Annotated in this window: 21 protein-coding genes and 1 tRNA gene; 11 read left to right on the top strand and 11 right to left on the bottom strand. The window is 42.6% G+C overall.

Annotation, left to right across the window (positions count from 1 at the left end; translation table 11 throughout):
- Window positions 1-63 precede the first annotated feature (63 nt).
- A tRNA-Ser gene (locus ACE1CC_RS11230) sits at window positions 64-155 on the bottom strand.
- Window positions 156-765: 610 nt separating this feature from the next.
- On the opposite strand from ACE1CC_RS11230, the gene ACE1CC_RS11225 reads away from it, so the two are divergent.
- Window positions 766-2,037, top strand: a complete 1,272-nt coding sequence (locus ACE1CC_RS11225) for a glycosyltransferase family 4 protein (protein WP_413270546.1) — start codon at window positions 766-768, stop codon at window positions 2,035-2,037.
- 83 nt (window positions 2,038-2,120) lie between these two features.
- Here the strand turns inward: ACE1CC_RS11225 and alr are convergent, their stop codons facing one another.
- On the bottom strand, window positions 2,121-3,335 hold the full coding sequence (gene alr, locus ACE1CC_RS11220; protein WP_413270545.1) for an alanine racemase: 1,215 nt from the start codon (window positions 3,333-3,335) through the stop codon (window positions 2,121-2,123).
- Window positions 3,336-3,837: 502 nt separating this feature from the next.
- Between alr and ACE1CC_RS11215 the strand changes: the two genes are divergently transcribed.
- The 10 genes from ACE1CC_RS11215 (at window position 3,838) to ACE1CC_RS11170 (ending at window position 16,107) form a co-directional block, all read left to right on the top strand.
- Window positions 3,838-7,614, top strand: a complete 3,777-nt coding sequence (locus ACE1CC_RS11215) for a PAS domain S-box protein (protein WP_413270544.1) — start codon at window positions 3,838-3,840, stop codon at window positions 7,612-7,614.
- Window positions 7,615-7,817: 203 nt separating this feature from the next.
- Entirely contained in the window at window positions 7,818-8,315 is a 498-nt protein-coding gene (locus ACE1CC_RS11210) for an HNH endonuclease (RefSeq protein WP_413270543.1), read from the top strand.
- 415 nt (window positions 8,316-8,730) lie between these two features.
- On the top strand, window positions 8,731-10,005 hold the full coding sequence (locus ACE1CC_RS11205) for a DHH family phosphoesterase (RefSeq protein WP_413270542.1): 1,275 nt from the start codon (window positions 8,731-8,733) through the stop codon (window positions 10,003-10,005).
- A gap of 111 nt (window positions 10,006-10,116) precedes the next feature.
- Window positions 10,117-10,611, top strand: coding sequence for a phosphohistidine phosphatase SixA (gene sixA, locus ACE1CC_RS11200; protein ID WP_413270541.1), 495 nt, complete (start codon window positions 10,117-10,119; stop codon window positions 10,609-10,611).
- A gap of 94 nt (window positions 10,612-10,705) precedes the next feature.
- Window positions 10,706-11,848, top strand: a complete 1,143-nt coding sequence (locus ACE1CC_RS11195; RefSeq protein ID WP_413270540.1) for a citrate synthase — start codon at window positions 10,706-10,708, stop codon at window positions 11,846-11,848.
- A 318-nt stretch (window positions 11,849-12,166) separates the two neighbouring features.
- The gene (gene nuoH / locus ACE1CC_RS11190) at window positions 12,167-13,285 is read left to right on the top strand and encodes an NADH-quinone oxidoreductase subunit NuoH (protein ID WP_413270539.1); all 1,119 of its coding nucleotides are present in this window, start codon (window positions 12,167-12,169) and stop codon (window positions 13,283-13,285) included.
- 126 nt (window positions 13,286-13,411) lie between these two features.
- Window positions 13,412-13,993, top strand: a complete 582-nt coding sequence (gene ndhI / locus ACE1CC_RS11185; protein ID WP_413270538.1) for an NAD(P)H-quinone oxidoreductase subunit I — start codon at window positions 13,412-13,414, stop codon at window positions 13,991-13,993.
- 86 nt (window positions 13,994-14,079) lie between these two features.
- The gene (locus ACE1CC_RS11180; protein ID WP_413270537.1) at window positions 14,080-14,700 is read left to right on the top strand and encodes an NADH-quinone oxidoreductase subunit J; all 621 of its coding nucleotides are present in this window, start codon (window positions 14,080-14,082) and stop codon (window positions 14,698-14,700) included.
- Between the two features lie 25 nt (window positions 14,701-14,725).
- On the top strand, window positions 14,726-15,037 hold the full coding sequence (gene nuoK, locus ACE1CC_RS11175; protein WP_413270536.1) for an NADH-quinone oxidoreductase subunit NuoK: 312 nt from the start codon (window positions 14,726-14,728) through the stop codon (window positions 15,035-15,037).
- Window positions 15,038-15,183: 146 nt separating this feature from the next.
- Window positions 15,184-16,107 (top strand): NAD(+) kinase, encoded by a 924-nt coding sequence (locus ACE1CC_RS11170; protein WP_413270535.1) that lies wholly within the window; start codon window positions 15,184-15,186, stop codon window positions 16,105-16,107.
- A 240-nt stretch (window positions 16,108-16,347) separates the two neighbouring features.
- Here ACE1CC_RS11170 and nblB read toward each other — a convergent pair whose 3' ends face one another.
- The 9 genes from nblB to ACE1CC_RS11125 form a co-directional block, all read right to left on the bottom strand.
- Window positions 16,348-17,013 (bottom strand): phycobilisome degradation protein NblB, encoded by a 666-nt coding sequence (nblB, locus tag ACE1CC_RS11165; protein ID WP_413270674.1) that lies wholly within the window; start codon window positions 17,011-17,013, stop codon window positions 16,348-16,350.
- A gap of 146 nt (window positions 17,014-17,159) precedes the next feature.
- Complete coding sequence (locus tag ACE1CC_RS11160) at window positions 17,160-17,627, bottom strand: CBS domain-containing protein (RefSeq protein ID WP_413270534.1); 468 nt, start codon at window positions 17,625-17,627, stop codon at window positions 17,160-17,162.
- Between the two features lie 191 nt (window positions 17,628-17,818).
- Window positions 17,819-18,877, bottom strand: coding sequence for a M42 family metallopeptidase (locus ACE1CC_RS11155; RefSeq protein ID WP_413270533.1), 1,059 nt, complete (start codon window positions 18,875-18,877; stop codon window positions 17,819-17,821).
- Window positions 18,878-19,239: 362 nt separating this feature from the next.
- Window positions 19,240-20,553 (bottom strand): S-layer homology domain-containing protein, encoded by a 1,314-nt coding sequence (locus ACE1CC_RS11150; protein ID WP_413270532.1) that lies wholly within the window; start codon window positions 20,551-20,553, stop codon window positions 19,240-19,242.
- A gap of 126 nt (window positions 20,554-20,679) precedes the next feature.
- Window positions 20,680-20,940 (bottom strand): hypothetical protein, encoded by a 261-nt coding sequence (locus ACE1CC_RS11145; RefSeq protein ID WP_413270531.1) that lies wholly within the window; start codon window positions 20,938-20,940, stop codon window positions 20,680-20,682.
- A gap of 329 nt (window positions 20,941-21,269) precedes the next feature.
- On the bottom strand, window positions 21,270-22,343 hold the full coding sequence (locus ACE1CC_RS11140; protein WP_413270530.1) for a WD40 repeat domain-containing protein: 1,074 nt from the start codon (window positions 22,341-22,343) through the stop codon (window positions 21,270-21,272).
- Window positions 22,331-23,299 carry a CobW family GTP-binding protein gene (locus tag ACE1CC_RS11135; protein ID WP_413270529.1) on the bottom strand — a complete coding sequence of 323 codons (969 nt, stop codon included), beginning with the start codon at window positions 23,297-23,299 and terminating at the stop codon, window positions 22,331-22,333. The genes ACE1CC_RS11140 and ACE1CC_RS11135 overlap by 13 nt, the downstream gene beginning before the upstream one ends.
- A 243-nt stretch (window positions 23,300-23,542) precedes the next feature.
- A complete protein-coding gene (locus ACE1CC_RS11130) occupies window positions 23,543-24,448 on the bottom strand; it encodes an alpha/beta fold hydrolase (RefSeq protein WP_413270528.1) in 906 nt (301 codons plus the stop codon).
- 53 nt (window positions 24,449-24,501) lie between these two features.
- Window positions 24,502-24,855, bottom strand: coding sequence for a hypothetical protein (locus ACE1CC_RS11125; protein ID WP_413270527.1), 354 nt, complete (start codon window positions 24,853-24,855; stop codon window positions 24,502-24,504).
- Between the last annotated feature and the right edge of the window lie 46 nt (window positions 24,856-24,901).

The following is a 24,901-nucleotide window of genomic DNA, read 5'->3' as shown; positions in this document are numbered from 1 at the left end:
ATTGCCCCTACTCAAAACTTTCCCAGTCTCCAGTCCCCAAGACCAGCCTAATTGTACAAAAAACGGAGAGGGAGGGATTCGAACCCTCGGATGGGTCTTACGAGTCCATCAACAGATTAGCAATCTGCCGCTTTCGACCACTCAGCCACCTCTCCAAGGTGACATTAATTTATAGTAGCACGCTTTTGATAGATAATCCAGCGAATTCCCAAAAAAAGTTTTGCACTTTCCCACCCTTGTCTAGCCTGCCCCCCTACCCGCAAAAGGTTCGGTTAACATTACTTGTCTGAGATCTGGCATAACTAGAACGCCAGTCCAGTAAAAGCTCTTGACAGAAAAACCAGCATAAGTATTGTGTAGGGGCGAAGCATTCGGGCGACAATTTATTGTACAAAACCCAAGATTTTCTGTCCGAATGCTTCGCCCTGCTGCGGCCTGTACAACGACCCACATTTAGTTCTTTTTGTCAAATACTTCTACTGGACTGGCGCTCTAGGAGGTGGAACCTCCTGTGTCCTCGTTCCCCGGTTGAACAAATGGAACGAAAAAAGCCCAAAGTATTTTAATTTACCAGATTATTTCACTCTTAAGTAATATCTTCACTTGCGCCGATCAATCTCTCCCTTAGCTGATGTTATCAGATCAATTGCTCCTTACTGTAAATATCAAAAGCTCAAATTTAACACTTGAGCTAATCAGGCGGCTACTAATTTTAATAATCTCTTGTTTCGGCTTTCATTTAATTACACCAACAGTTACAAAACTATGTTTTCCCCAATCAAAAAGCACATTGCTCTCATATCGGTGCATGGAGATCCAGCGATCGAAATTGGTAAAGAAGAAGCTGGCGGGCAAAATGTTTATGTGCGTCAAGTAGGTCAAGCATTAGCACAAAAGGGTTGGCTAGTTGATATGTTTACCCGCAAAGCTAATCCTCAACAAGATACGATTGTACAACATAGCCTTAATTGTCGAACAATTCGTTTAAATGCAGGCCCGGAAGAGTTTGTGCCAAGAGATGATATTTTTGGATATTTACCAGAGTTTGTGGAGAATTTTCGCCAATTTCAGCAAGAAAATCAAATTACTTACCCGATCGTTCATACTAATTACTGGCTTTCTGCCTGGGTAGGGATGCAACTGAAAAATAAACTTGATATACAACAAGTGCATACTTACCATTCTTTAGGTGCAGTTAAATATAAGTCAGTCACCACAATTCCGATGATTGCTACTACCCGCTTAAGCACAGAAAAAGCGGTATTAGAATCAGCCCAGAGAATTGTGGCAACTAGTCCGCAAGAAAGAGATCACATGAGAACTTTAGTTTCTCAAAAAGGCAAAATTGACATTATTCCTTGCGGTACTGATATTAGTCATTTTGGTTCTATTAGTCGGATAGCAGCTAGAGAACAATTAGGAATTGACCCAGAAACTAAGGTAATTTTATACGTGGGTCGTTTCGATCGACGCAAAGGAATTGAAACTTTAGTGCGGGCGGTTGGTCAATGCCAAGCTAGGAAAAATCACCAGCTAAAATTAATTATTGGGGGCGGATTTATCCCCGGACATAGTGATGGGAAAGAGTCCGATCGCATTGCCAGCATTGTAGACGAACTGGGTTTAAACGATCTAACAATTTTCCCCGGAAGATTGAGTCGAGAAGTTTTACCAAATTACTACACTGCGGCTGATGTAACTGTTGTTCCCAGTCACTATGAACCCTTTGGGTTAGTAACAATTGAATCAATGGCTTGTGGTACACCAGTAATTGGCAGCGATGTTGGTGGTTTACAATTTACGATCGTACCAGAAGAAACTGGTTTACTCTGTCCGCCTAAAGATAACGCAGCTTTTGCAGCGGCGATCGATCGCATTTTGGGCAACCCAGAAAGGCGCAACAAATTAGGAATAAATGCCAGAGAACGAGTCGAAAAAATGTTTAGCTGGGATGGAGTTGCTGCTCAATTAACTAACCTTTACCTTGACTTACTCAAACAACCAAAAGCGAAACAATTCAGTAGTGTGAGTGCTTAGTAATACCAGTTGTTGTTTGCTCAGATCTTTGCTCAGATCCCCGACTTCTTGAAGAAGTCGGGGATCTAGATTCGGGTCTAGATTCAGCTTATCTTAGTCCTCTGCCTTTTTACTTCACCCACAGCTACACGGGGGAGGCGATGTTTAAAACTGCAAAGAATTTCCCAAGAAATAGTACCTAAAATTTCTGCCCAATCATCAGCGCCAATTTGAAAATTGCCATCTTTGCCTAAAACAGTGACTACTTCTCCTACTTGTAAATCAGGAATCGCACTAACATCGAGCATTATTTGATCCATTGTAATCGCTCCCACTTGGGGTACTTGCTGACCGCGAATTAAAACTTTCATTTTGTTAGAAAGGTTGCGGGGAATGCCGTCTGCGTAGCCAATTCCGATTACTGCTAAACGCATTTCTTGCTCAGCAATGAATTGATAACCGTAGCTTACACCAGTACCAGCAGCAATGGTTTTCACTTGAGTAACTCTGGCTTTTACCTGCATGACTGGTTTAAGTTCTACCACTTGTTTTAAATGAGTTGCTGGGTAAAGTCCGTAGGTAGCCAAGCCAACTCGTACCATATCATAGTGTAAGTTGCGACTAGTTAAAGCCGCAGCTGTATTTGCTAAATGTAGTCGGGGGAATTGCCTACCTAAGTTGTTAATTTTTCTGTTATTTAAGCGAGTAGCAACTGCATTTTTCGCTGCTTCAAACCGCCGCTGTTGGTCTTTCATAATAGTTGGATCGGGACTATCAGCGGTGGCTAAGTGAGAATAGATACTGGCTATTTCTAAATTTGGACAATGATAAACTAGCTGGACAAAATCAGCGGCTTCTTGCCAGTTAGTTCCTAATCGTGACATTCCCGTATCTAATTTAATATGGACAGGTAAATTTTGATTCAGGGAAGCCAAAGTTTCCGAATAAATTAAAGCTTGTTGGGGAGTGCAAAGGGTGGGTTGTAATTTCCATTGTGCGATCGCTTCAATTTGCTCCGGCGTATTTGTTGCCCCTAAAATTAAAATTGGCGCATTTATCCCCGCTTGGCGTAACTCTATTCCCTCTGGTATTGTCGCCACTCCCAGCCAACTAGCTCCCGCTTGTAAAGCTGTTTGCGCTACAACACAAGCACCATGTCCATAAGCGTCTGCCTTTACCACCGTCATCAGTTGCGTTTGGGGTGCTAAAAGACTTTTCATTTGCTCTACATTGTGAGCTAAAGCTGCTAAATCTATTTCTACCCACGCACGTTCGCATCGCATCGCAGCTAAAGCAGAAGTTTGCTCCCAACTTAACATTCCGTCTCACTCCTTCATCACTCACACTCGATCGCCATTTGCCCAGCATTATCGGACAATACCTGACTGGTTTGGCAAAATTAAACCACTAAATTGATACTAGATTAACTTGTAAGTAAGTAAATTTTACATTTAGCTAACAGATAATGCCAAGGTGAATTTCAGTATTAATATCATTCTACAAATAATTTTTTTACTTCAGGAAAGGGGAATGATTTCAGTTAAAGGTAAAGGCGAAATGAAAACATATTTTTGGCAAGACAAGCTTTAAAAATGACAAAATAAAAGCAGTTGTCTGGCAAACTACGTAAAATTAGATAATTCAATAAAAGCAACAGCTAGTCCAGGGGATAGAGGGGTGTTTTTGCCGGATAATTCGGTAAATTTAGCTAAATTCAGCCAGAAAACTAAAATTAGCTAAACTGTCAGGGTAGCGTTCTTACTGACTCATTGTTTGACCGATGAAAATTCAATTAGTACGACAATCGATTAATGTATATCTATGAGAATTCGCCTTTTACCCTACATAGCAGCATTATCAGCAGGAATGGTAGTTCTAGCTGGTGTCTGGATGATCGATCGCTCAGAGGGAAAGCGCTTCCGGGAAAGTAATCGCGCCGATGTGTTGCATCAACTCAGCACTGTCCGCGCCAAATTAGAAGGCGCTTTAAACTCCCGATTATTTCTGGCGCGAGGGTTAGTCGCTTATGTTTCCAATCATCCAGAAATTGACCAAGCAGAATTTGAACGCCTTGCCAAAGTGTTAGTTTCGCAACAAACTGGCATTGGGAGCGTGGCATTGTACAGAGATTCGATCGTAACTCACATTTACCCATTAAAAGGTCATGAAGCAGCGATCGGATTCGATCCTTCATCAGTACCCGAAGAACGAGAGGCGATTCAACGAGCAATTAACAGCAGAAAAACCGTAATTGCAGGGCCAGTAAACTTAGTAGAAGGGGGTGTAGGTTTTATCAATCGCACTCCCATTTTTCTTTCACCCCCCAACGAACCCCCGGAAAGTGGAAGATATTGGGGATTAGCAGGTGTAATCGTGGACAGAGACACGATTTTTCAAGAAGCAGGACTGATAAATTCGGGAAATCAACCAAAAAATCTTCCCCAATCTCATCAACAAGTGGAATTTGCTTTGCGGGGAAAAGATGGATTAGGGGAACAAGGGGAGGTATTTTTCGGTAATGGCGCAATTTTTAGCAAAAATCCGGTAATTTTAGCAGTAAAATTGCCCAATGGTTACTGGCAAGTAGCAGCAATACCTGTGGGTGGTTGGTCAAAACAAGCGCCGATTTCCCAATGGTTGCGAATCGGTGGCGGAATTTCAGCTTTATTAACTGGTATTTTGGTGTATATTTGGGTGCGATCGCCAGAACATTTACGCCGAGCAGTACAAAAAGCCACGATCGCTTTAAAAGAATCAGAAACTAAATATCGGGAATTAGTTCAAAATGCCAACAGCATAATTTTAAAGCTAGATCCCCAAGGGAATATCACCTTTTTTAATGAATTTGCTCAAGGTTTCTTTGGGTATTCAGAACAGCAAATTATTGGCAGAAATATAGTCGGAACCATAGTTCCCTTTACTGGCAGTTCAGGTCAAGATTTAGCAGGCTTAATTAAGCAAATTTTCCTATCTCCTGAGATCTACAAACATCAAGAAAACGAAAATATTCGCAGCAATGGAGAAAGAGTGTGGATAGCTTGGCAAAATAAAGCTTTATTCGATCGAGATGGTAATTTTACAGGATTGCTTTGTATTGGTACAGATATTAGCGATCGCAAACAAGCCGAAGAAGCCTTAAGAGCTTCCCAAAAAATGTTGCGGTTGGTGATGGATAATATTCCCCAAGCCCTCTTTTGGAAAGACCTTAATTCAGTTTATCAAGGTGGTAATCAAAAGTTTGCCGAAGATGTTGGTTTAGGAGAGCCAGCCGCAGTTATTGGGAAAACTGAGTATGATTTTTGTGAAAGTGAAACCCAAGCCGAATTTTTACGAGCGATCGATCGACAAGTGATGGAAAGTAATACTCAAGTCACTCAATATTGTGAGTATTTTCACTTCAAAAATGGTCGAGAAGCTTGGTTAGAAACCAGTAAAATTCCCCTGCATGATGCTGCGGGAAATGTAGTCGGAATTTTAGTAACTTATGAAGATATCACTGAGCGCAAACGCACCGAAGAAGCCTTGCGGGAAAGTGAAAATAAATTCCGCTTATTATTTGAACAGTCAGGAGATGCCATCCTGTTATTACAAAATGATAAATTTATTGACTGTAACCAAGCCGCTGTTGAAATGATTGGTGCTAACAGCAAGGAAGAATTATTAAATTTACATCCGGCTCAATTATCACCTGAAAAACAACCAGATGGTAGCTACTCTTTAAACAAAGCCAACGAAAATAATGCCTTAGCAATTAGTAGAGGAAATTGGAGATTTGAATGGACACATCAACGATTAGATGGCTCACAATTTCCCGTAGAAGTATTACTCACCGCTATCCCATTACAAGGTGAAAAAATCCTTCATGTAGTTTGGCGCGATATCACCGAACGCAAACGTGCTGAAGAAAATTTAAAAGCAAGTGAAAGACGCTTACGCAGACAAAGTACCGCACTTTTAGAATTAGCAACTAACAGCAAACTTACCAGAGGTGATTTAGTAGAAGTAATTCAAGAAATTACCGAAACAGCAGCTAAAACATTGGAGTTAGAAAGAGCCAGCGTTTGGTTGTATAAACCAGAGAAAACAGGAATTATTTGCTTGGATTTGTATGAGCGAAGTAGCGATCGCCACTCTTCAGGAATAGAATTATTATCACAAGACTACCCCAACTATTTCCAAGCATTACACACTCAACGAATTATCACCGTTCATCATGCTCATAAAGACTCTAGAACCAATGAACTATATGAGAATTATCTGCATCCTTTAGGGATTATTTCCCTGTTAGATGCACCAATTAGATTAAGTGGGGAAATGATTGGTGTAATCAGCCATGAACATACCGAAACAGCACGTAATTGGACTTTAGACGAAGAGAATTTCGCCGCCTCTTTAGCTGATTTTGTAGCCTTAGCAATGGAAGGGGTAGAACGTCGCCGCGCTCAACAAGCACTATTAAAAGCTAATGAAGAATTAGAAAATCGGGTAGAAGAAAGAACAGCAGCTTTAAAAGCAGCCAATCATCAATTACTAGAAGAAATTCGCCAAAGGAAACAATCAGAAGTAGCATTAAGCCAAGCCGAAGAAAAGTATCGCACAATATTTGAAAATGCCGTAGAAGGAATTTTCCAAACCTCAGTAGACGGACGTTACTTAAGTGCTAATCCAGCATTAGCCAGATTATACGGTTACAATTCTCCCGAAGAATTGATGAATAAGGTTCAAAACGTTGAACAGCAAGTTTATGTCGCTCCGCAGCAAAGAGCAAAGTTTATTCAATTAATCGAAGAACATAACAATGTATTTGGGTTTGAATCGCAAGTTTATCGTCAAGATGGAAAGATTATTTGGGTTTCCGAAAATACTCGTGCCGTCCGGGATGAGCAAGGAAAAATACTATATTATGAAGGGACAATCGAAGATATTACCAAACGCAAGACAACAGAAGAAGCACTACGTTACCAACAAGAACAAACCGAAAAATTACTGTTAAACATCTTGCCACAACCGATCGCCGAACGCCTACGAAAAGAAGAAAGCACGATCGCAGATATCTTTAAAGAAGCCACAGTTCTATTTGCCGATATAGTCGGATTTACCGAACTTTCAGCGAACATTCCCCCAGTAGAACTAATAGAAATGCTCAACGAAATATTCTCCACCTTCGATGAACTAACCGAAGAACACGGCTTAGAAAAAATTAAAACCATTGGCGACGCTTATATGGTAGTTGGAGGATTACCAATACCCCGCCAAGATCATGCTGATGCGATCGCAGAAATGGCATTAGATATGAAAACACAGATCGATCGCTTCAACCGGGAAAGTGGACAAAACGTACAACTGCGCGTAGGCATAAATACAGGCCCCGTCATCGCAGGCGTAATCGGCATCAAAAAATTCATCTACGACTTATGGGGCGACACAGTAAACACCGCCAGTCGCATGGAATCTCACGGATTAGCCGGACAAATTCAAGTCACAACCACAACCTACGAACTACTCCGAGATAAATACCACTTCCAAAAGCGAGGTAACATCCCCATCAAAGGCAAAGGAGAAATGACAACCTATCTGCTTACAGGCAGAATGCTTTAACTTTTGAGTTTCTCGTAAGGAGAGTTTTGAGTTTTGAGTTACAAAGAAACTTTAGAGTTTTGAATTTTACCCAGGAGTCCCCTGCTCCGAGAGCTCGGAGAGCCGATGTTGAAAAAAATTTCTGGCAGTCCGAATGAGGTACTGAGATTCTAAGACTATAATCTTGACATAATCAGTAAACTATTGACGCAATTTGAATTCTCATGGGCAAGGTTCTGGTGTTAAATGCCTCTTACGAACCGCTCAACATCACCAACTGGCGACGGGCGGTTATCTTATTGATCAAAGGTAAAGCAGAGCAAGTCGAACACAATGGGAAATACATTTATACAGAATTTCCCTTACCAAGCGTGATTCGGCTGCGTCATTACGTCCGAGTTCCCTACAAAGATATTCCCCTGACCAGACGTAATATATTGCACCGAGACGGGCACAGTTGTCAATACTGCGGTTATACAGGGGACGAATTAACCCTCGATCATGTTCTCCCTCGTTCTCGCGGAGGAGGCGAAACTTGGGAAAACATGGTGACAGCTTGTGTCCGCTGCAATATCAAAAAAGGCAATCGCACACCCTCAGAAGCAAATATGCTTTTAAGAAATCCACCGCGAAAACCGTACAGCAGTCTATATTTTGAAGTTGCCAAACATATAAAAAGCGGTACGCATCAAGAGTGGCGAAAATATGTTATCGGTGTTTGACAAACCTGCACGAAATCAAGTGCAGGTTTTTTTGTAAGAGAAGGGAACGGGGACTCTTGACTCTTGACTGGACAAGGGGACAAGGGGACAGGAGCGGGGTTAGGGGTTAGGGAAAAACTCCCCAGATCTTGAGCTCCCCAGATCTTGAGCTCCCCAGATCTTGAGCTCCCCATCTCCCCATCTCCCCATCTCCCCATCCCCCCATCCCCCCATCTCCCCTGCCTTCTTGCACTAGGGGCTTCTACCGAATGAAATACTCAACAGGGGGGTATGTACAATCTGGATTTTTTTGCGAAGATCGAAGGAGAAGCAACTTAACTCAACCTGGGGAATGCTGCTTTCTAGCAAGCATAATCACAGGAAATAAATTGTACATTCTAGACTTCGTAAAGTACCCCTACCCCTTTTTAATAGTATGCAATCTCGATCGATCGAGTCACTCGACCGTTTAACCCTATTAGCTGATTCTCCTGTGGAACTAAAGGCAAATATAGCCAACTCTGAATCTAATCTAAAGCGATCGGCTTCGTCTGCATCTGAATCGATAAACGAACCTATCAGACGTTCCCCCAGCCAATTATCTGCTCAAAAAACCCAAGCTCTACAACAAACCTTAGAGCGCCATCGGGGAGAAAAGCAAATTATAGTTGTTCAGGATTTCCCCGATCCCGATGCTTTATCATGTGCTTGGGCGTACCAACTAATCGCGCAACAATATGGGATTCAATGCGACATTGTTTATGGAGGTACCCTAAGTCACCAAGAAAATATTGCCTTGGTGAAACTGACTAACCTACCTGCAATGCGTTGGACACCGCAAGTCGTGAAAAACAAAGATTTGTCCTTGTATCAAGGTTGCGTATTAATCGATAACCAAGGTACTACCAGCCAATTAATGACGCAAGTCCAGCAAGCTGGAATTCCCACAATTGTAGTAGTTGACCATCACCAACTACAAGGTAATTTACAAGCTGAATTTATTGATATTCGTCCAGCTGTACGTGCCACATCAACAATTTTTACTCAATACTTGCAAGCAGGATTACTGGAATTAGATAACGGCATTAGCGAGCACGTAAAATGCGCTACGGCTTTAATGCACGGTTTACGTTCTGATACTAATGGTTTGCGACAAGCGCAGGAAGAAGAATTTCTCGCTGCTGCTTATCTTAGCCGTTTTTACGATCCGCAAATGCTCAATGCTGTTTTACAGGCGACTCGTTCTAAACGAGTGATGGATGTAATTGAGCGTAGTTTGAAAAATCGGATTGTGAAAAATAATTTTTCGATCGCAGGAGTCGGTTATTTGCTTTACGATGACCGTGATGCCATTCCCCAAGCTGCCGACTTTCTCGTAACAGAAGAAAACGTGCATACGGCTGTGGTTTATGGTATTGTTCATGATGAAGATAAAGAGCGGGAATTAGTAGTTGGTTCTTTAAGAACTACTAAACTCACTCTCGATCCCGATGAATTTATCAAAGAAGCTTTTGGTCAAGACAATCAAGGACGTTTCTTTGGTGGTGGACGTTCAATGGCGGGAGGTTTTGAAATTCCGATCGGTTTCTTAGGTGGTAGTAACGAAAATTCCGAATATGCCAAACTGAAATGGGAAGTTTTTGATAGCCAGATTAAGCAAAAGCTTTTAAAACTAGTGAATCCCACCCATAACTTGATTGAAACCGAATAGTTGGGTAAAGTTGCAAGTTTGAGATTTTAGATTTTTGGCTTATTTTACTATACAATCAAGAATCTTAAATCTGGCGAGCAAAGCGTGTGCGGAATGCACGCAAATTAAGCAATGGTGAATTTGTACTTGGTGCGTCATGGGATCGCTGCGGAAAGAGAAGAGTATCCTGAAGATGGGGTAAGACCGCTGACGAGTGAGGGGAAGCGGAAAACCAAGCAAGTAGCTCAACAATTGTTTAAATTGGGTCTGCAGTTTGATTTAATTTTGAGTAGTCCTTTGGTGCGGGCTCGCCAAACTGCTGATATTCTAAAAGCGATCGGACTAAGTTCCCAACTAGAAGAATCCACAGACCTAACTCCAGAAGGTAGCATCTACTCTTGGTTAACTTGGTGGGAGGAGTGGCGAAACAAAGGTGGTAGTAGTCTAGCATTAGTTGGTCATGAACCAAACTTGGGAGAATGGACGGAAATTTTGGTTTGGGGTGAAGCAAAAGGCAATTTGTTAGTTAAAAAAGCTGGAGTTATCGGAGTGCAACTTCCCGAAAGTGGTTCTCCGATCGGTCGTAGTTTATTATTTTGGCTAACACCACCAAAGTTCCTGCTCTAACAACTGTTAAATCATTTCGGTGCTAAAGGTAACAGGTTCAGACTTTCTGGTAAGTTAGCCTGAAGAGATATTCAATTAAGCAAAGAGTAAGGATATGACCGTCTGCGAGTTTAGACCAGGTTTAGAAGGAATTCCCGCTGCTGAATCTGCTATTAGTCATGTTGATGGACACAAGGGAATTTTGGAATATCGGGGTATTAAAATTGAAGAGTTGGCAGAAAAAAGCAACTTCTTAGAAACAACCTATCTGTTAATTTGGGGTAAGCTACCAACTAAACCAGAATTAGATGCTTTTGAACATGAAATCCGTTATCATCGTCGGATTAAGTATCGCATCGTTGATATGATGAAATGCTTCCCAGAAAGCGGTCATCCGATGGATGCTTTGCAAGCTTCAGCAGCAGCGTTAGGATTGTTCTATTCTCGGCGCGATTTGCATAATCCAGCTTATATTCGAGCAGCTGTGGTGCGATTGATGGCGAAAATCCCGACGATGGTAGCCGCTTTCCAGTTGATGCGGAATGGGAATGAGCCAGTTAGACCCCGTGATGATTTGGGTTATTCAGGTAACTTTCTCTATATGCTTAATGAGAGAGAACCAGACCCATTATCAGCAAGAATCATGGATATTTGCCTGATTCTTCATGCTGAGCATACGATGAATGCTTCTACTTTCTCGGCAAGAGTGACTGCTTCTACTTTGACAGACCCCTACGCAGTAATAGCTTCAGCTGTGGGAACTTTAGGTGGGCCTTTACATGGGGGCGCAAATGAAGAAGTTATTGAAATGTTAGAAGAAATTGGCTCGGTGGAAAATGTTCGCCCTTATTTAGAAAATTGTTTGCAGCGCAAATCGAAAATCATGGGCTTTGGTCATCGAGTGTACAAGGTGAAAGACCCTAGAGCTACCATACTCCAAGGTTTAGCCGAGCAATTGTTCGACAAGTTCGGGATGGACAAATATTACGAAATTGCGGTGGAGTTGGAAAGGGCGGTGGAAGAGAAGTTGGGACACAAGGGAATTTACCCGAATGTTGACTTTTATTCCGGTTTGTTGTATAGGAAAATGGGTATTCCCACAGACTTGTTTACGCCGATTTTTGCGATCGCTCGTGTAGCTGGCTGGCTAGCCCACTGGAAAGAACAACTCGAAGAAAACCGCATCTATCGTCCCACCCAAGTTTACACCGGATACCACGAATCTCATTACATCCCAATGGATCAACGGTACTCTTGAGCGAGCAGGGGGCAGAGGGGCAGAGGGGCAGAGGGGCAGAGGGGCAGGGGGGCAGGGGGGCAGAAGGGTTCTCGGAGTGTTTCCCTAAACCCTAACCCCTAACCCCTAACCCCTAACCCCGCCCCAGTCCCCAGTCCCCAGTCCCCATCAGTCTATCTCAGGGTTAGTTATAAGCAGAAATTGTGATTGCCTTGCTGGGCTGTAGTCCCTGCAACGATATACTATGCAGAGAAGTCCTAAAAAAATCTTCACAAACTGAGCGATCGCATTTTCAGCGGTTGATTGGTTTGGGCGAGATCACGAAAAATATCGACAAACATGAACTCAGGAATAGACCTGCAAGGCATTTTTATTAAGTCTCTCACGGACTTTGGCATCCCATCGGGAGCAGCTAAAGCCTTATGGCTTCCCCTACCGATGTTCTTAATGATCATCGGCGCAACAGTAGGAGTGCTAGTTACCGTTTGGCTGGAACGGAAGATTTCCGCTGCTGCTCAACAACGCATTGGCCCTGAGTATATGGGCCCGTTTGGGGTGTTAGCGCCAGTTGCAGATGGAATTAAGCTGGTTTTTAAAGAAGATACGCTTCCGGCTAAGACTGACGGAATTTTGTTCACTTTGGGCCCAATTATCGTAGTTATCCCGGTGTTTTTGTCCTATTTAATTGTGCCTTTTGGACAAAATTTGGTGATTACTGATATTGGGATGGGGATATTTCTCTGGATTGCCTTTTCCAGTATTGCGCCTATTGGTTTGCTGATGTCGGGTTATGCCTCCAATAATAAGTATTCGCTACTGGGAGGTTTGAGGGCAGCAGCACAATCAATTAGTTATGAAATTCCTTTGTCTTTGTCTGTGATTGCGGTGGCGATGATGTCGAATAGCCTCAGTACGATCGACATTGTAGACCAACAATCTAGTTTAGGAATTCTCAGCTGGAATATCTGGCGACAACCTTTAGGGTTCATAATTTTTTGGATTTGCGCTTTAGCAGAATGCGAACGCTTGCCTTTTGACCTTCCCGAAGCAGAAGAAGAATTAGTCGCAGGATATCAAACCGAGTATTCAGGCATGAAATTCGCCCTGTTTTACCTTGGTTCTTACGTTAACTTAGTTCTCTCAGCTTTAATCTTCGCTGTTCTGTATTTGGGAGGATGGAATTTCCCCGTTCCCATTGAAACATTAGCCAGTTGGTTAGGAGTCAACGAAACTAATTCCTGGTTACAAATTATCACGGCTTCTTTGGGCATCGGCATGACCGTACTCAAAGCTTACTTCCTAGTATTTTTAGCAGTTTTGGTACGCTGGACAGTACCTCGCGTCAGAATCGATCAATTGCTAAATTTAGGATGGAAGTTTTTACTACCCGTTGGGTTAGCAAACTTGCTATTAACGGCTGCTTTGAAGTTAGCATTTCCAGTTGCGTTTGGCGGGTAGTCATTAGTCATTCAATTTGGGATTTTAGATTTTAGATTTTCGATTTGCTGGACAATCTTAAAATCTAAAATCGGCAATCCAAAAATGACTAATGATAAGAAACAAACTAACAGATGACGAGAGATTATGAAGTTCCTCAAACAGGTTGGAGATTACGCGAAAGAGGCGGTACAAGCTGCTAAGTACATTGGTCAAGGTTTATCTGTAACTTTTGACCACATGCGTCGCCGTCCAATTACGGTACAGTACCCTTACGAAAAATTGATTCCTTCGGAACGTTTTCGGGGTCGGATTCACTTTGAATTTGATAAGTGTATCGCTTGTGAAGTTTGCGTGCGGGTTTGCCCAATTAATTTACCTGTAGTGGATTGGGAATTCAATAAAGAAACGAAGAAGAAACAACTCAGACACTACAGTATTGATTTCGGAGTTTGTATATTCTGTGGCAATTGTGTGGAATATTGTCCGACTAATTGTTTGTCAATGACAGAAGATTATGAGCTTTCGACTTACGATCGCCACGAGTTAAACTACGATAACGTAGCTCTGGGTCGCTTACCTTACAAAGTAACAAATGACCCAATGGTGACACCTCTACGCGAATTTGTTTACCTGCCAAAAGGTGTTATCGACCCCCACGATTTGCCTCCAGGGACTCGCGGTGCTGGTAAACTACCAGAAGAGATTCTCCAAGAAACAGAAAAATAAGGCAAAAAGTAGCGATTATTGGGTAGTGGGATGCACCTACTACCTACTACCTACTACCTACTACCGTTATTAAAGGACAAAAAACTGTGAATCTAGCAGAAGGAGTTCAAATTGTTTCCTTTGGACTGCTGTCATTAATGATGATTGGTGCAGCACTGGGAGTCGTGCTGTTAGCTAATATTGTCTATTCAGCTTTTTTGCTGGGTGGTGTGTTTATTAGCATTGCCGGATTATACATTTTGCTGAATGCTGATTTTGTAGCAGCAGCACAAGTGTTAATTTATGTGGGAGCAGTTAACGTTTTGATTTTGTTTGCCATTATGTTGGTAAATAAAAGGCAAGATTTTACACCACTTCCTAACGCTTGGGTGCGGAAAGGTGCAACAGCTTTAGTTTGTGCTGGGTTGTTTGTGTTGCTCTTAACAATGGTTTTAGCAACTCCTTGGACTACAACAAAGGTTGTGGGTGTTGTCCCGGCTCAATCTTCTATTGTGACAATTGGCGAGCATTTTTTCACTGACTTTTTGTTACCTTTTGAGTTGGCTTCTGTGTTGTTGTTAATTGCAATGGTAGGGGCAATTATTTTAGCTCGTCGCGAGTTCTTACCAGAGCAAGTAATTTCTCCAGAAACACCACAACAACCTGCTTTGACTTTACCAGAAAGACCAAGGGAATTGTTAGTTGCAGGTAGTGATAAAAAGGTTTAAGTTTTGAGGGGGAGACTCAGGATTCATGCAGTTACAATTACAATATTTTCTGCTAATAGCAGCGGCTCTTTTCTGTATTGGGATTTATGGATTGATTACTAGCCGCAATGCTGTGCGGGTGCTAATGTCGATCGAACTACTGCTCAATGCCGTAAATCTGAATTTGATGGGTTTTTCTAATTTCTTAGATTCCCAAGCAATTAAAGGACAGGTGTTTACAGTGTTTGTAATTACTGTCGCTGCAGCCGAAGCCGCTGTAGGATTGGCAATTGTTCTGGCTATCTACCGCAACCGCGATACGGTGGATATGGAGGCGTTTAATTTGTTGAAGTGGTAATTGGGGACTCTTGACTGGGGAGATGGGGAGATGGGGGAAAAAGGAAAATTCATTAACTCAAAACTCAAAACTCTCCTTACGAGAAACTTTCCTAGTCAAGAGTCCCTAATCCCCTTAAAAATATAACGACTGGAGTTGGTTATTAAGTGCAGCTAAAACACATAATCATTGCACACAAAGCAGGAGATAACCTGAGTCGGCAATGGGCAGAAAATTGTGCGCGACAATTGGAAAAGCGGAATTGTCAGGTGTTATTGGGGCCTAGTGGAGCCAAGGATAATCCTTATCCGGTTTTTTTGGCTTCTTCGATTCACAAAATAGATTTGGCTTTGGTGTTGGGTGGGGATGGTACGGCATTGGCAGCAGCGAGGCATTTAGCGTCGGAAGGGATTCCGATTTTGGCGGTAAATGTGGGGGGACATTTGGGGTTTTTAACTCAGCCGTTTGAGGAATTTAAGGATACAGAGAAAGTTTGGGATCGCCTGTTGGAAGATCGTTATGCGATTCAACGGCGAATGATGTTGCAGGCGGCTTTGTTTGAGGGCGATCGCACTAATCAAGAACCGATGAGTCAGTACTATTTGGCTTTAAATGAAATGTGTGTAAAGCCTGCTTCTGCCGATCGGATGATCACTTCAATTTTAGAGATGGAAATTGATGGCGAAGTGGTAGATCAATATCAAGGTGATGGTTTAATTGTAGCTACACCTACGGGTTCAACTTGTTACACTGTTTCTGCTAATGGGCCGATTATTCATGATGGGATGCACGCGATCGCAGTTACTCCAATTTGTCCTTTAAGTTTAGCGAGTCGTCCCTTGGTTTTACCAGCTGGCTCTGTGGTAAGTATTTGGCCTTTGGGAGATTATGATTTAAATACTAAACTTTGGATGGATGGTGTTTTAGCAACTGCTATTTGGCCGGGACAAAGAGTGGATGTCAGAATGGCTGACTGTCTTGCTAAGTTTATTATTTTGCGGGAAAACCACTCTTATTATCAAACTTTACGGGAAAAATTAATGTGGGCTGGGGCGAGAATTCATTACAACAATAATCACCGTCAAGGATAGGTGATTGGGGACTGGGATTTTTGAATAGCAGTCATGCAATTTTACTATGGATAAAATCTATCAGCTTTGATTACCCTCAACATTGTAGAGACGTTATATATAAATGAGATCTTGCACTCCTGAGCGGAGCCTCTATTTCTCGTTACCAGGTTCAACCTGGTAACGAGGGTTGGGAGGTTCCACCTCCATACTCTGCAAGATCTGAGTATAACGTCTCTACAAGTGGGAAATTTAATGATTCTAAGCGATCGGTAAACAGTTCCTAGCTTCTTGGGCGATTTGCTCTACTTCATCATTAGTCATCGTTTGCAGTATAGCCAAAGCTTCTGGACTACCTAAACGATTGAGTGCTTGGACGACGCGATAGCGAATTTGCCAGTCAGGATCTTTGGCATAGTGACTCAGGAGAGGAACTGCGCGTAAGTCTCCCAATTCACCAAGAGAACTGATAGCGGCTGTTTTGACTAAATCTACCTCTGATTTGAGTGCTTCTTCTAGGAGATTAAAAGCTCGGCTGTCTGCCATTTCTCCTAAAGCGGCGATGATGCTCATTTGGAGCAACCATTCCGAGGTGTTGTGGTAGGTTTGTTCTAAGTCTTTGAGAGCTTCTTTTAATTGTAAAGCTCCTAGACAGTCGGCGGCGGCGGCTTGAACGTCTACTTCCGAGTCGTTGAGCAGGCGATCGCGCAAGATGTCCAAAGATTTTTTCAGATTTTCCCAGCCAAGGGTGTCTAATTGACTAACGGCAGCGTAACGCACTCTAGGGTTGCTGTCCTTGATGGGGATTTGCACCAGCCTAAAGGCGTTACGTCTGTCTAACTGGCGCAGTTGGTTGACGGCGCGTAAGCGATCGCTAAGTTCCTCTGAACGAAGCAATTTTTGCACAGAGTCAGGAGTGATGGTCATTTGGTCAGTAAAAAGGGTTTTCAAAGAACAAAGCTGATTGGTCACAGGTCAAAAGATTTTAGATTTTAGATTTTAGATTTTGGATGGTTCGATCGCAAATCTAAAATCTCTTTGTGATTCAATGGCAAATGACCAGGACTAATAAACTAGTCTTGACTGGCTGCCATTGCCCGAATAATATCTCCGCGAGTGAGAATGCCGATAATTTGTCCAGCATCATCAATGACTGGCAAGCGACGAATGTTTTTGTCGTGCATTAATTGTGCTGCTTTCTGCAAGGGTTGATCCGGTTCAGTGGTAATTAACGAATCTTTCGTCATCACTTCTCCCACTGTTTGCCCCAAAGCTTTGTGTAAGTCTCGGTCATAGCGGGCAGGATTTTCTAAGTAAATCACGCTATCGAGAATCATAATATATGCTGGGGGAGTTACTCCGGTTTCCCGCCACATTAAGTCTGTCTCCGAGATCACACCCACTAATTTGCCAGCCTGATCCACTACTGGCAGACCACTAATACGTCGCTGGGCCATAATTTTAATCGCCTCTTGGAGAGGTGTTTCGGGCCGCACTGAAATCGGATCGCGGCTCATTACATCGGCAACAGTTTTGGGCATAATCAGACTAAATTTTTCCTAAGCAATTCCCCTGCTATCCTAATTGTAGGAAATAATACGGTTTTTCTGAGTGCGGTTTACACATTGTTAATTATTCGGGACTGGGGGGGTAGTTCTTAGCTTCGTTTGAGAGAGTTTTGAGTTTTGAGTTAAAGAGAAAGTTCCAAGTTGTCTCCTAGTCCCCTAGTCCCCTAGTCCCCTTGTCCCCAGTCCCTTTCGCAGTATGCTTGTAAGATGTGGATGCAGTTGGCGATCGCACCCAAATGAGCAATTTCATAACCGTGAGTGTTTTGGGTGGGAAAGCTTAAGCAGGCGGCGCGAGCGACGTGACCGAATTTCATGGCGATCGACGCATCGGAACCAAATCCGCTGAGAACTGCTAATTGTAAGGGTATGCCTAGTTCTTTGGCGACGGTTCGTAGGTCGTTATTTAATGATTCGTCATAGATTCCGTAACCATCTTGTGATAGTAAGACTGGTGCTTCTCCGTCTTTTATGGGATATTCGCTGGATAGGGGACAAATTTCTAGGGCGATTAAGGCTTCGAGTTTTTGGTTTTGGGTAAAGTATAGTGCTCCGATCGCGCCGACTTCTTCTTTTGCTGAGGCTACTAAATAAGTATCGACTGCGGGTTGTTTGATGTTTTCGGCTAGGGCTAGGAGGATGGCGATCGAGGCTTTATTATCTAAGGTGTAACTGGCGATGTAATCTTTGAGGCGGATCGGGCGTTTGCGGTGTTTGCCAATCACGACGCGAGTTCCGGGGCGAATGCCTGCTGCTTCTAGTTCTGCGGTTGTTAGTTTGGTTTCTACCCAGGTGTCTTCCCATGTTAGGGGTTTGTCTTCTTGTTGGGCTTTTTGGGGTGATTCGTGGGAGATGTGGCGAGATCCAAAGGAAAGAATTCCACTTATTGTTTGATTGTCGCCGAGTAAGTCTAGTACTCCTTCGCCGTAAACCCAAGGGAATGCGCCGCCTAGTCTGCGAATTTGGATTTTTCCTTCTGATTCGATGCTTTTGACGATCGCGCCAATTTCGTCTTTGTGGGCGGTAATGGCGATCGCTCTGGTAGAATCTTTTCCGGGGAGGTGGGCGATGGCGTTTCCGGCGCGATCGATCCAAGCTTTTACTTGTATTTTTTCAAAGTGTTGGAGTAAGAGGCGATCGATTTCACTTTCTGCGCCACTGGGAGAATGATGCAATACTAATTCTTCGATGATATTGAATAAATTGTCGTAGGTTGAAGTGGACATTTTTGGTTTTTTTTAACGCAGATGAATGCAGATTAACGCAGATGAACGCAGATGTTTATCAGAGTTTTTGGCTTCGTTTATAATCTTGGTTTTTTTACCACAGATGTCCACAGATGAACACAGATGAACACAGATGTTTATGAGGGTTTTTGGCTTCGTTAAAGAATCCGATTCCCGTAGGATAGGCATCTTGCCTGTCATCCCCGTAGGATAGGCATCTTGCCTGTCATCCCCGTAGGATAGGCATCTTGCCTGTCATCCCCGTAGGATAGGCATCTTGCCTGTCATCCCCGTAGGACAGGCATCTTGCCTGTCATCCCCGTAGGATAGGCATCTTGCCTGTCATCCATCTCAGTAAGTATTTAATTTTGTGTTGAACTAGATTGATTTTTCACTTTCAATGCTTCTTTAGCAGATATTCCTTCGGTTGGAGTGCCAAAAAACCAAATTGTTCCTGCTGCTTCAGCGCGAGTTACAGGTTTTTTGGGTTGAAATAAAGTAGTATATCCGAAAACTCGACGAATATTAGAAGCATCTCCGTTTTGAAAATCTGTTAATACTGCTTTTAAGGCTTTGGGTTCAATTTTAAAGGTATCTTGGAAACCCCAAGTTTGTTTAATTGCATCAAAAGTTGCGCCAGAAGTTGTTAATTTTGTATCTAAGGGAACTTTCCAAAGTATCATTTGTTCGCGGGTTAATGGCGCATCAGGACGAAACAATAATGCAGTGTTATCTCCTGAAAGTTGACTAGGAATTATTCCCGCTTCTGCTAATCCTTGAATTGCCGCAAAGTCTGGATCTGTACGCGGTACGTCTTGAAATGTTGGTTGGGAACTTTCGTTAGCTAAACGCATTTGTTTTGCTGGTTGATTGGCTTGAATTTGATTATTTGCTGCCATTAACCAACGGGCAAATTCTCTTTTGGTAATTACTTTGTTTGGTTCAAATACTGTAGTGTTGTCATCGGTTTTCCCGGTTTTGGCGGGAGTTAATACTCCTAATTCTCCTAATTCAGTTACAAAAGAACGTAATTCTTTAGGGGTTTTGTTGATATCGGAAAATGTTAGTGATGTTCCAGTTAAAATGGTGGCATCAGGTGCGGAAGTTTCTTGTGGTGTAGGTGTCGCAGCTACTTCCGGGGTTGCTTCTGTTGTGGGGGAAGGTGTTGTTTCGGCAGTTGTTTGCGGTGTTTCTTTAAGGTATTGAATCGTAAATTCTGTAACTCCGGGATTTTGGGTAGGTACAGAGGCAACAGTAACTTTTAAATCGTTTAAACGTGCTTCTAAATTACCTGTTTGTCGATCGGGTTGATCTAAAAGTTGCCAGTTATTATCTTGAAATTGTTGTTTATAGAAATTCTGAATTTTGTCTGCGCTGTCAGGAGTAAACCAGCGAGTGTTAGTAACTGGTAATGTGGAGGTTACTTCTTGTAATTGTGCGTTGGGGTAACGGGGAATTTCTGTGGGAAAATCAGCTGGTAATTCTGCTATTGGTTGATTTTGGGGTTTCGTATTAGCAACCTTTTCCCCTAAGTTAGCAGGGTTTTGTTTTAATTGTGGATCTGCTGCGAAGGTTTGTTCCAAGTTTTTGCTGGCTGGATTATTGGCGCAAGCAGTTAGGGAACTTAGCAGCAGGATGATTAAACTTAAAGATATAGCAGGACGTTTAGTAAACACCGCAAAAACTCAGAATTATTTTTCATCCCTACCCTAGCGTATCAGTAAACAGGTTGCTGGTTTTGGGGGTGATGCGATCGGAAATTACACCCCCTAAACCGAGTTTTCCGATCGCATTAAGTTAATCTAAAAAATATTCGGGCTATTAGTCATCCGTTCTACACGACTTTGACAAGAGGGGCAATTACAACCAACAATAGATCTGATAATTTCCGATTTTCTGTCATTATTTTCTATTGTCAATTGTTTCTGGGTTGATTGTGCGATCGTACTATCTAAATTATTAGTGGGTTGTAAGTTAATTTCTCCAGCGATCGCCGCATTGCTGGATAATAAAATTACAGCTAGAGAACTACAACCAAGCAAACTCAACTTCTCTGTATTCATAATTCCTCTTGCCTAACAGTCTCGCTAAGTTATTTTATTCAATGATTGCTGCGATCGCCAACAAGTTCCCATTTTATATTAAATCGGAGATCCCCCATTATCCCCCTTAACAAGGGGGACTTAAACGAGAGTCTTGTTTCCTCTGGTTCCCACCTTGGTAAAAACGAGAGTCTTGTTTCCTCTGGTTCCCACCTTGGTAAAAACGAGAGTCTTGTTTCCTCTGGTTCCCACCTTGGTAAAAACGAGAGTCTTGTTTCCTCTGGTTCCCCCCTTGTTAAGGGGGGTTAGGGGGGATCAAGCCTCTGTAGCAAACATTTACCTCATCGATCTTATCTCGGTGAAAAACCTTTTCCCCGCGAAACTTTTGACCAAATAAATATTTCGCCGTTGCTACCTCCTGCGGCTAATTTGTTACCTTGGGGTTGCCAAGCAAGACAGGAAAAACCTTCATTTGCGCCATCAAGAATTTGTGCTATTTCTTTAGCTTTTTGCCAAATTCCGATTAACCCGTCTTCAGCAGCGGAGGCGAGGAGAAATGTTTGGGGTTGAAAGGCGATCGCCTGTACAATTCCATCATGACTATCTAATAATTTACCTTGCCAACCTATCGATTCGTCCGCAGCTTTTTCCCAAATTACAACACTTTGGGCACTCGCAACTGCTAAACGTGGCGCACCAATTGATGTTAACAAATCTGACCAACTTAAGGCGCGAATTTTCCCCGGAAAACCTCGCATTAACCAAGGTTCAGGAATATCCCATTGCCAAACTGCTAAAGTATTATCTAAGTTTGCAGAAGCAATAAAATTGCTGTCTCCTGACCATGCTAGATTTAAACTGGCAACCGGAATTTCTAAGTTTATTGGGTCGTCATCCCAGTTTTTAGCATCCCATATTTTTACGCCTAGCTGACCGCTAATTGCTAAGTTTTCCCCGTTGGGTCGCCAAGCTATACTTAATACGGAAGATGATTCAAAATTCAGGGTTACTTCTACTTCTTGGCTGTCAGCATTCCAAATTTGTACGTATTTTCCCATGCTAAATGCTAGCTGGTTAGTGTGGGGATGCCATGCTAGTTTATCAACCCAATTCGGCGCATTTTCTAAAGTGCTAATTAGTTGAGTTTCTTCTGCTTCTAACCGCCAAATTTTGACTTCTCCGTTTTGTCCTCCTGCTGCTAAGTATTTTCCATCAACAGAAAAGCCAAGACAATCTACAGATTTATCGTTTGCTGTTTGGAGATAGGTAAGATTTTCTCCATCTTTTAATAAGATAACTTCTCCGGCTGCGTCACTGGCGGCGAGAGTTTTTCCATCATTTGACCAAGCTACAACGGTGACATAATCTGATAATGTGCCTTGCCAAGTTTGGTCGAGGATTTTGTTAGCTGCTAAACTAAACACTGGCGAAAGTCCTCTTTTAATTGTGCTTCATCTAAGTTGCGTCCGATAAAAACTAATTCGTTTTTCCGGGTTTCGTTGGGTTTCCATTTGCGATCGGGTTTTCCTTCAAATATCATGTGTACGCCTTGGAATACAAAGCGTTGATCTTCTCCTGCTATGTTTAATATGCCTTTCATCCGAAAGATATCTGTTCCTTGAGTTCGCAATAAGTTAGATATCCAGTTGTTGAGTTTTTCTTCGTCTAATTCGCCTGATTCTACTATTGCTACTGAAGCTACTGTTTCATCATGTTCATGGGCATTTTCGTTCAGAAATTGCGGATCGATTTCTAAGGCGCGATTTAAATCAAAGGCGTTTACTCCTAGCAATGCTTCCATTTCTAATTCGGAGTTTTGAGTACGATAAATTTTCGCTATTGCATTCATCGCCCGGATTCGTTTTTCTAATTCTTCTAGTTCTTCGGGTGTAACTAAATCAGTTTTGTTTAATAAAATGACATCTGCAAAGGCGATTTGTTCTTGGGCTTCGTCGGTTTCCCAATGTTGCCAAATATGTTTCGCATCGACTACGGTTACTACTGCGTCTAAGGAGATTTTATCCCTCATGTCTTCATCGACAAAGAAGGTTTGAATTACTGGGGCGGGATCTGCTAATCCGGTGGTTTCTATTACTAGGTGATCGAATTTGTTTCGGCGTTTCATTAGGTTGCCAATTATCCTAATTAAGTCGCCTCGAACTGTGCAACAAATGCAGCCGTTGTTCATTTCAAAGATTTCTTCATCTGCGTCGATTATTAGTTGGTTGTCTATGCCAACTTCGCCAAATTCGTTGACGATTACGGCTACTTTTTTTCCGTGTTCGTGGGTTAAAATTCGGTTGAGTAAGGTGGTTTTTCCTGCACCTAAGTAGCCTGTTAGTACGGTGACGGGGACGAAGTTTTCTGTTGTGTTTGTCACGGTTATTGCCTCTCTTTTTTTGAACCGCGAAGACGCGAAGGACGCAAAGAAGAAGAAAAAGAGAATTTATAGCAGTCTTAATTATTTGTGTTTTTTCCTTTTTTTTGAACCGCTCCAGACGCAGAGGACGCTGAGGTATTTAAGGAGGGGTTATTTCACAGGTTAGTTAAGGCTGCTATGGTCTAGGGACTTGAGGATATTATAATCATTCTCATTCTACTTTATCTTACTGTTTGAGAATGTTTAGTTTTGTAAAAATGGTAGAATTTCGGCGGCGATTTCTTCGGGGAATTCTTCGTGCATTCCTAGAGAACCGTTGAGGCGGCGGGTTTGAATGTTGGGTAGTTGGGCTAGGTTTTCCATTTCTTGTTTTGATTTGGGGGGACATTGTTCGCCAATTACTATCATTATTGGTAAGGAAATTGTGTTAAATAAACTGAGAAATTCGCTGTTTGTTTGGATGGGATCTAATGCGCCTGTGACGAAGGCTACGGGGGCAAATTTTCCGCCCGGTTTTTGGGTGATTTGCCATTTTTTATCGATAAAATCAGAGGTAAGGATTTTTGGATCGGTGAATACGTGGCTTTGATACATATAGCTGAGGAAGGGTGGCGCAGTGTTTAAGCTGTAGAGAAGGTCGCCTAAGATTGGCGATCGCACTGTCTCCCGAATTATACTAAACCAATCTTCCTGTTTTCCTGTCATTGTGGGTAAGGGGCCTCGCCATGTCGGGGCGGTTAAAACTATATGCGAAAATAGTTCTGGTTGTTGGTTGGCTAACCCCATGACGTAACCTGCGCTGTGTCCGGCTGCGACGACGGCTACAGGGGTTTTAAACACTGTTTTGACGAAATCTGCCAAAAATTGCTGATATATGGCTGGTTTGTACTCTAGGGGTGGGCGATCGGATTCGCCAAAACCAGGCCAATCTAATGTTACTGTTTGAAAATGGGGCGCTAGTAAGTTGGCGATTCCTGCCATTTCGGAACGGCTGGAAACTGTGCTAAAAGCAGGTAAAAGTAAGACTGGTGTTCCTTCGCCTGCGGTTTCGTAAACTACCCACAATTGTTGACCTTGCCAGTTCCAAGCGTATTTTTGCAAGAGTCTGTCGGTGTTGGTGGGGTAAGTTGCTGGAGTTGTGGTGTTCATGGCTAGAAGGGAAAAAGGTTTTCGTTTGCATCCGTTCTAGCCTTTAATGTATTTCAGGTTGTCTGACCTCGCAACTGTCGCAAGGAACGAACACAGGCGGGACAATCGCAACCAAACAAAGCTACCGCAGACTCGCTTTCTTCTTCTGTAAAATCTAACATGGGTGTGTTGTCTTCTCCAGGTTGCACGTTAGTTGGTGTCACTAAAGCTATTGGTAAACTCGATTTTTTGACACAGACTAATTTCTTGGTGTGTACGGAAGGGGTACAAACTAAATCCTGTTTATTTGCTTCCGCAGTTTGGCTAATTATTTCCGATGCTTGTGCGGGGTTGATGGTGACAAACAATGACAGTATAGACCCTAAAAGTGTCGGTCTAGTCAGTAAAACCAGCAAAATTCTACTCATTGGCTTCCATCACAGATATCTACTTATTTGCACAGATTATCCGGTA

It is taken from the genome of Floridaenema aerugineum BLCC-F46, assembly GCF_041929345.1.
Classification (GTDB): domain Bacteria; phylum Cyanobacteriota; class Cyanobacteriia; order Cyanobacteriales; family Aerosakkonemataceae; genus Floridanema; species Floridanema aerugineum.
The sequence above is the reverse complement of the archived record's forward strand: the minus strand, read 5'-3'. Positions and strand labels throughout refer to the sequence as shown.

What these genes read in the sequence shown, in the direction of transcription:
- ACE1CC_RS11225 (WP_413270546.1), top strand. Translation starts at nt 766, where the DNA reads ATGTTTTCCCCAATCAAAAAGCACATTGCTCTCATATCGGTGCATGGA.
- alr (WP_413270545.1), bottom strand. Translation starts at nt 3,335, where the DNA reads ATGTTAAGTTGGGAGCAAACTTCTGCTTTAGCTGCGATGCGATGCGAA.
- ACE1CC_RS11215 (WP_413270544.1), top strand. Translation starts at nt 3,838, where the DNA reads ATGAGAATTCGCCTTTTACCCTACATAGCAGCATTATCAGCAGGAATG.
- ACE1CC_RS11210 (WP_413270543.1), top strand. Translation starts at nt 7,818, where the DNA reads ATGGGCAAGGTTCTGGTGTTAAATGCCTCTTACGAACCGCTCAACATC.
- ACE1CC_RS11205 (WP_413270542.1), top strand. Translation starts at nt 8,731, where the DNA reads ATGCAATCTCGATCGATCGAGTCACTCGACCGTTTAACCCTATTAGCT.
- sixA (WP_413270541.1), top strand. Translation starts at nt 10,117, where the DNA reads ATGGTGAATTTGTACTTGGTGCGTCATGGGATCGCTGCGGAAAGAGAA.
- ACE1CC_RS11195 (WP_413270540.1), top strand. Translation starts at nt 10,706, where the DNA reads ATGACCGTCTGCGAGTTTAGACCAGGTTTAGAAGGAATTCCCGCTGCT.
- nuoH (WP_413270539.1), top strand. Translation starts at nt 12,167, where the DNA reads ATGAACTCAGGAATAGACCTGCAAGGCATTTTTATTAAGTCTCTCACG.
- ndhI (WP_413270538.1), top strand. Translation starts at nt 13,412, where the DNA reads ATGAAGTTCCTCAAACAGGTTGGAGATTACGCGAAAGAGGCGGTACAA.
- nuoK (WP_413270536.1), top strand. Translation starts at nt 14,726, where the DNA reads ATGCAGTTACAATTACAATATTTTCTGCTAATAGCAGCGGCTCTTTTC.
- nblB (WP_413270674.1), bottom strand. Translation starts at nt 17,013, where the DNA reads ATGACCATCACTCCTGACTCTGTGCAAAAATTGCTTCGTTCAGAGGAA.
- ACE1CC_RS11160 (WP_413270534.1), bottom strand. Translation starts at nt 17,627, where the DNA reads ATGCCCAAAACTGTTGCCGATGTAATGAGCCGCGATCCGATTTCAGTG.
- ACE1CC_RS11155 (WP_413270533.1), bottom strand. Translation starts at nt 18,877, where the DNA reads ATGTCCACTTCAACCTACGACAATTTATTCAATATCATCGAAGAATTA.
- ACE1CC_RS11145 (WP_413270531.1), bottom strand. Translation starts at nt 20,940, where the DNA reads ATGAATACAGAGAAGTTGAGTTTGCTTGGTTGTAGTTCTCTAGCTGTA.
- ACE1CC_RS11130 (WP_413270528.1), bottom strand. Translation starts at nt 24,448, where the DNA reads ATGAACACCACAACTCCAGCAACTTACCCCACCAACACCGACAGACTC.
- ACE1CC_RS11125 (WP_413270527.1), bottom strand. Translation starts at nt 24,855, where the DNA reads ATGAGTAGAATTTTGCTGGTTTTACTGACTAGACCGACACTTTTAGGG.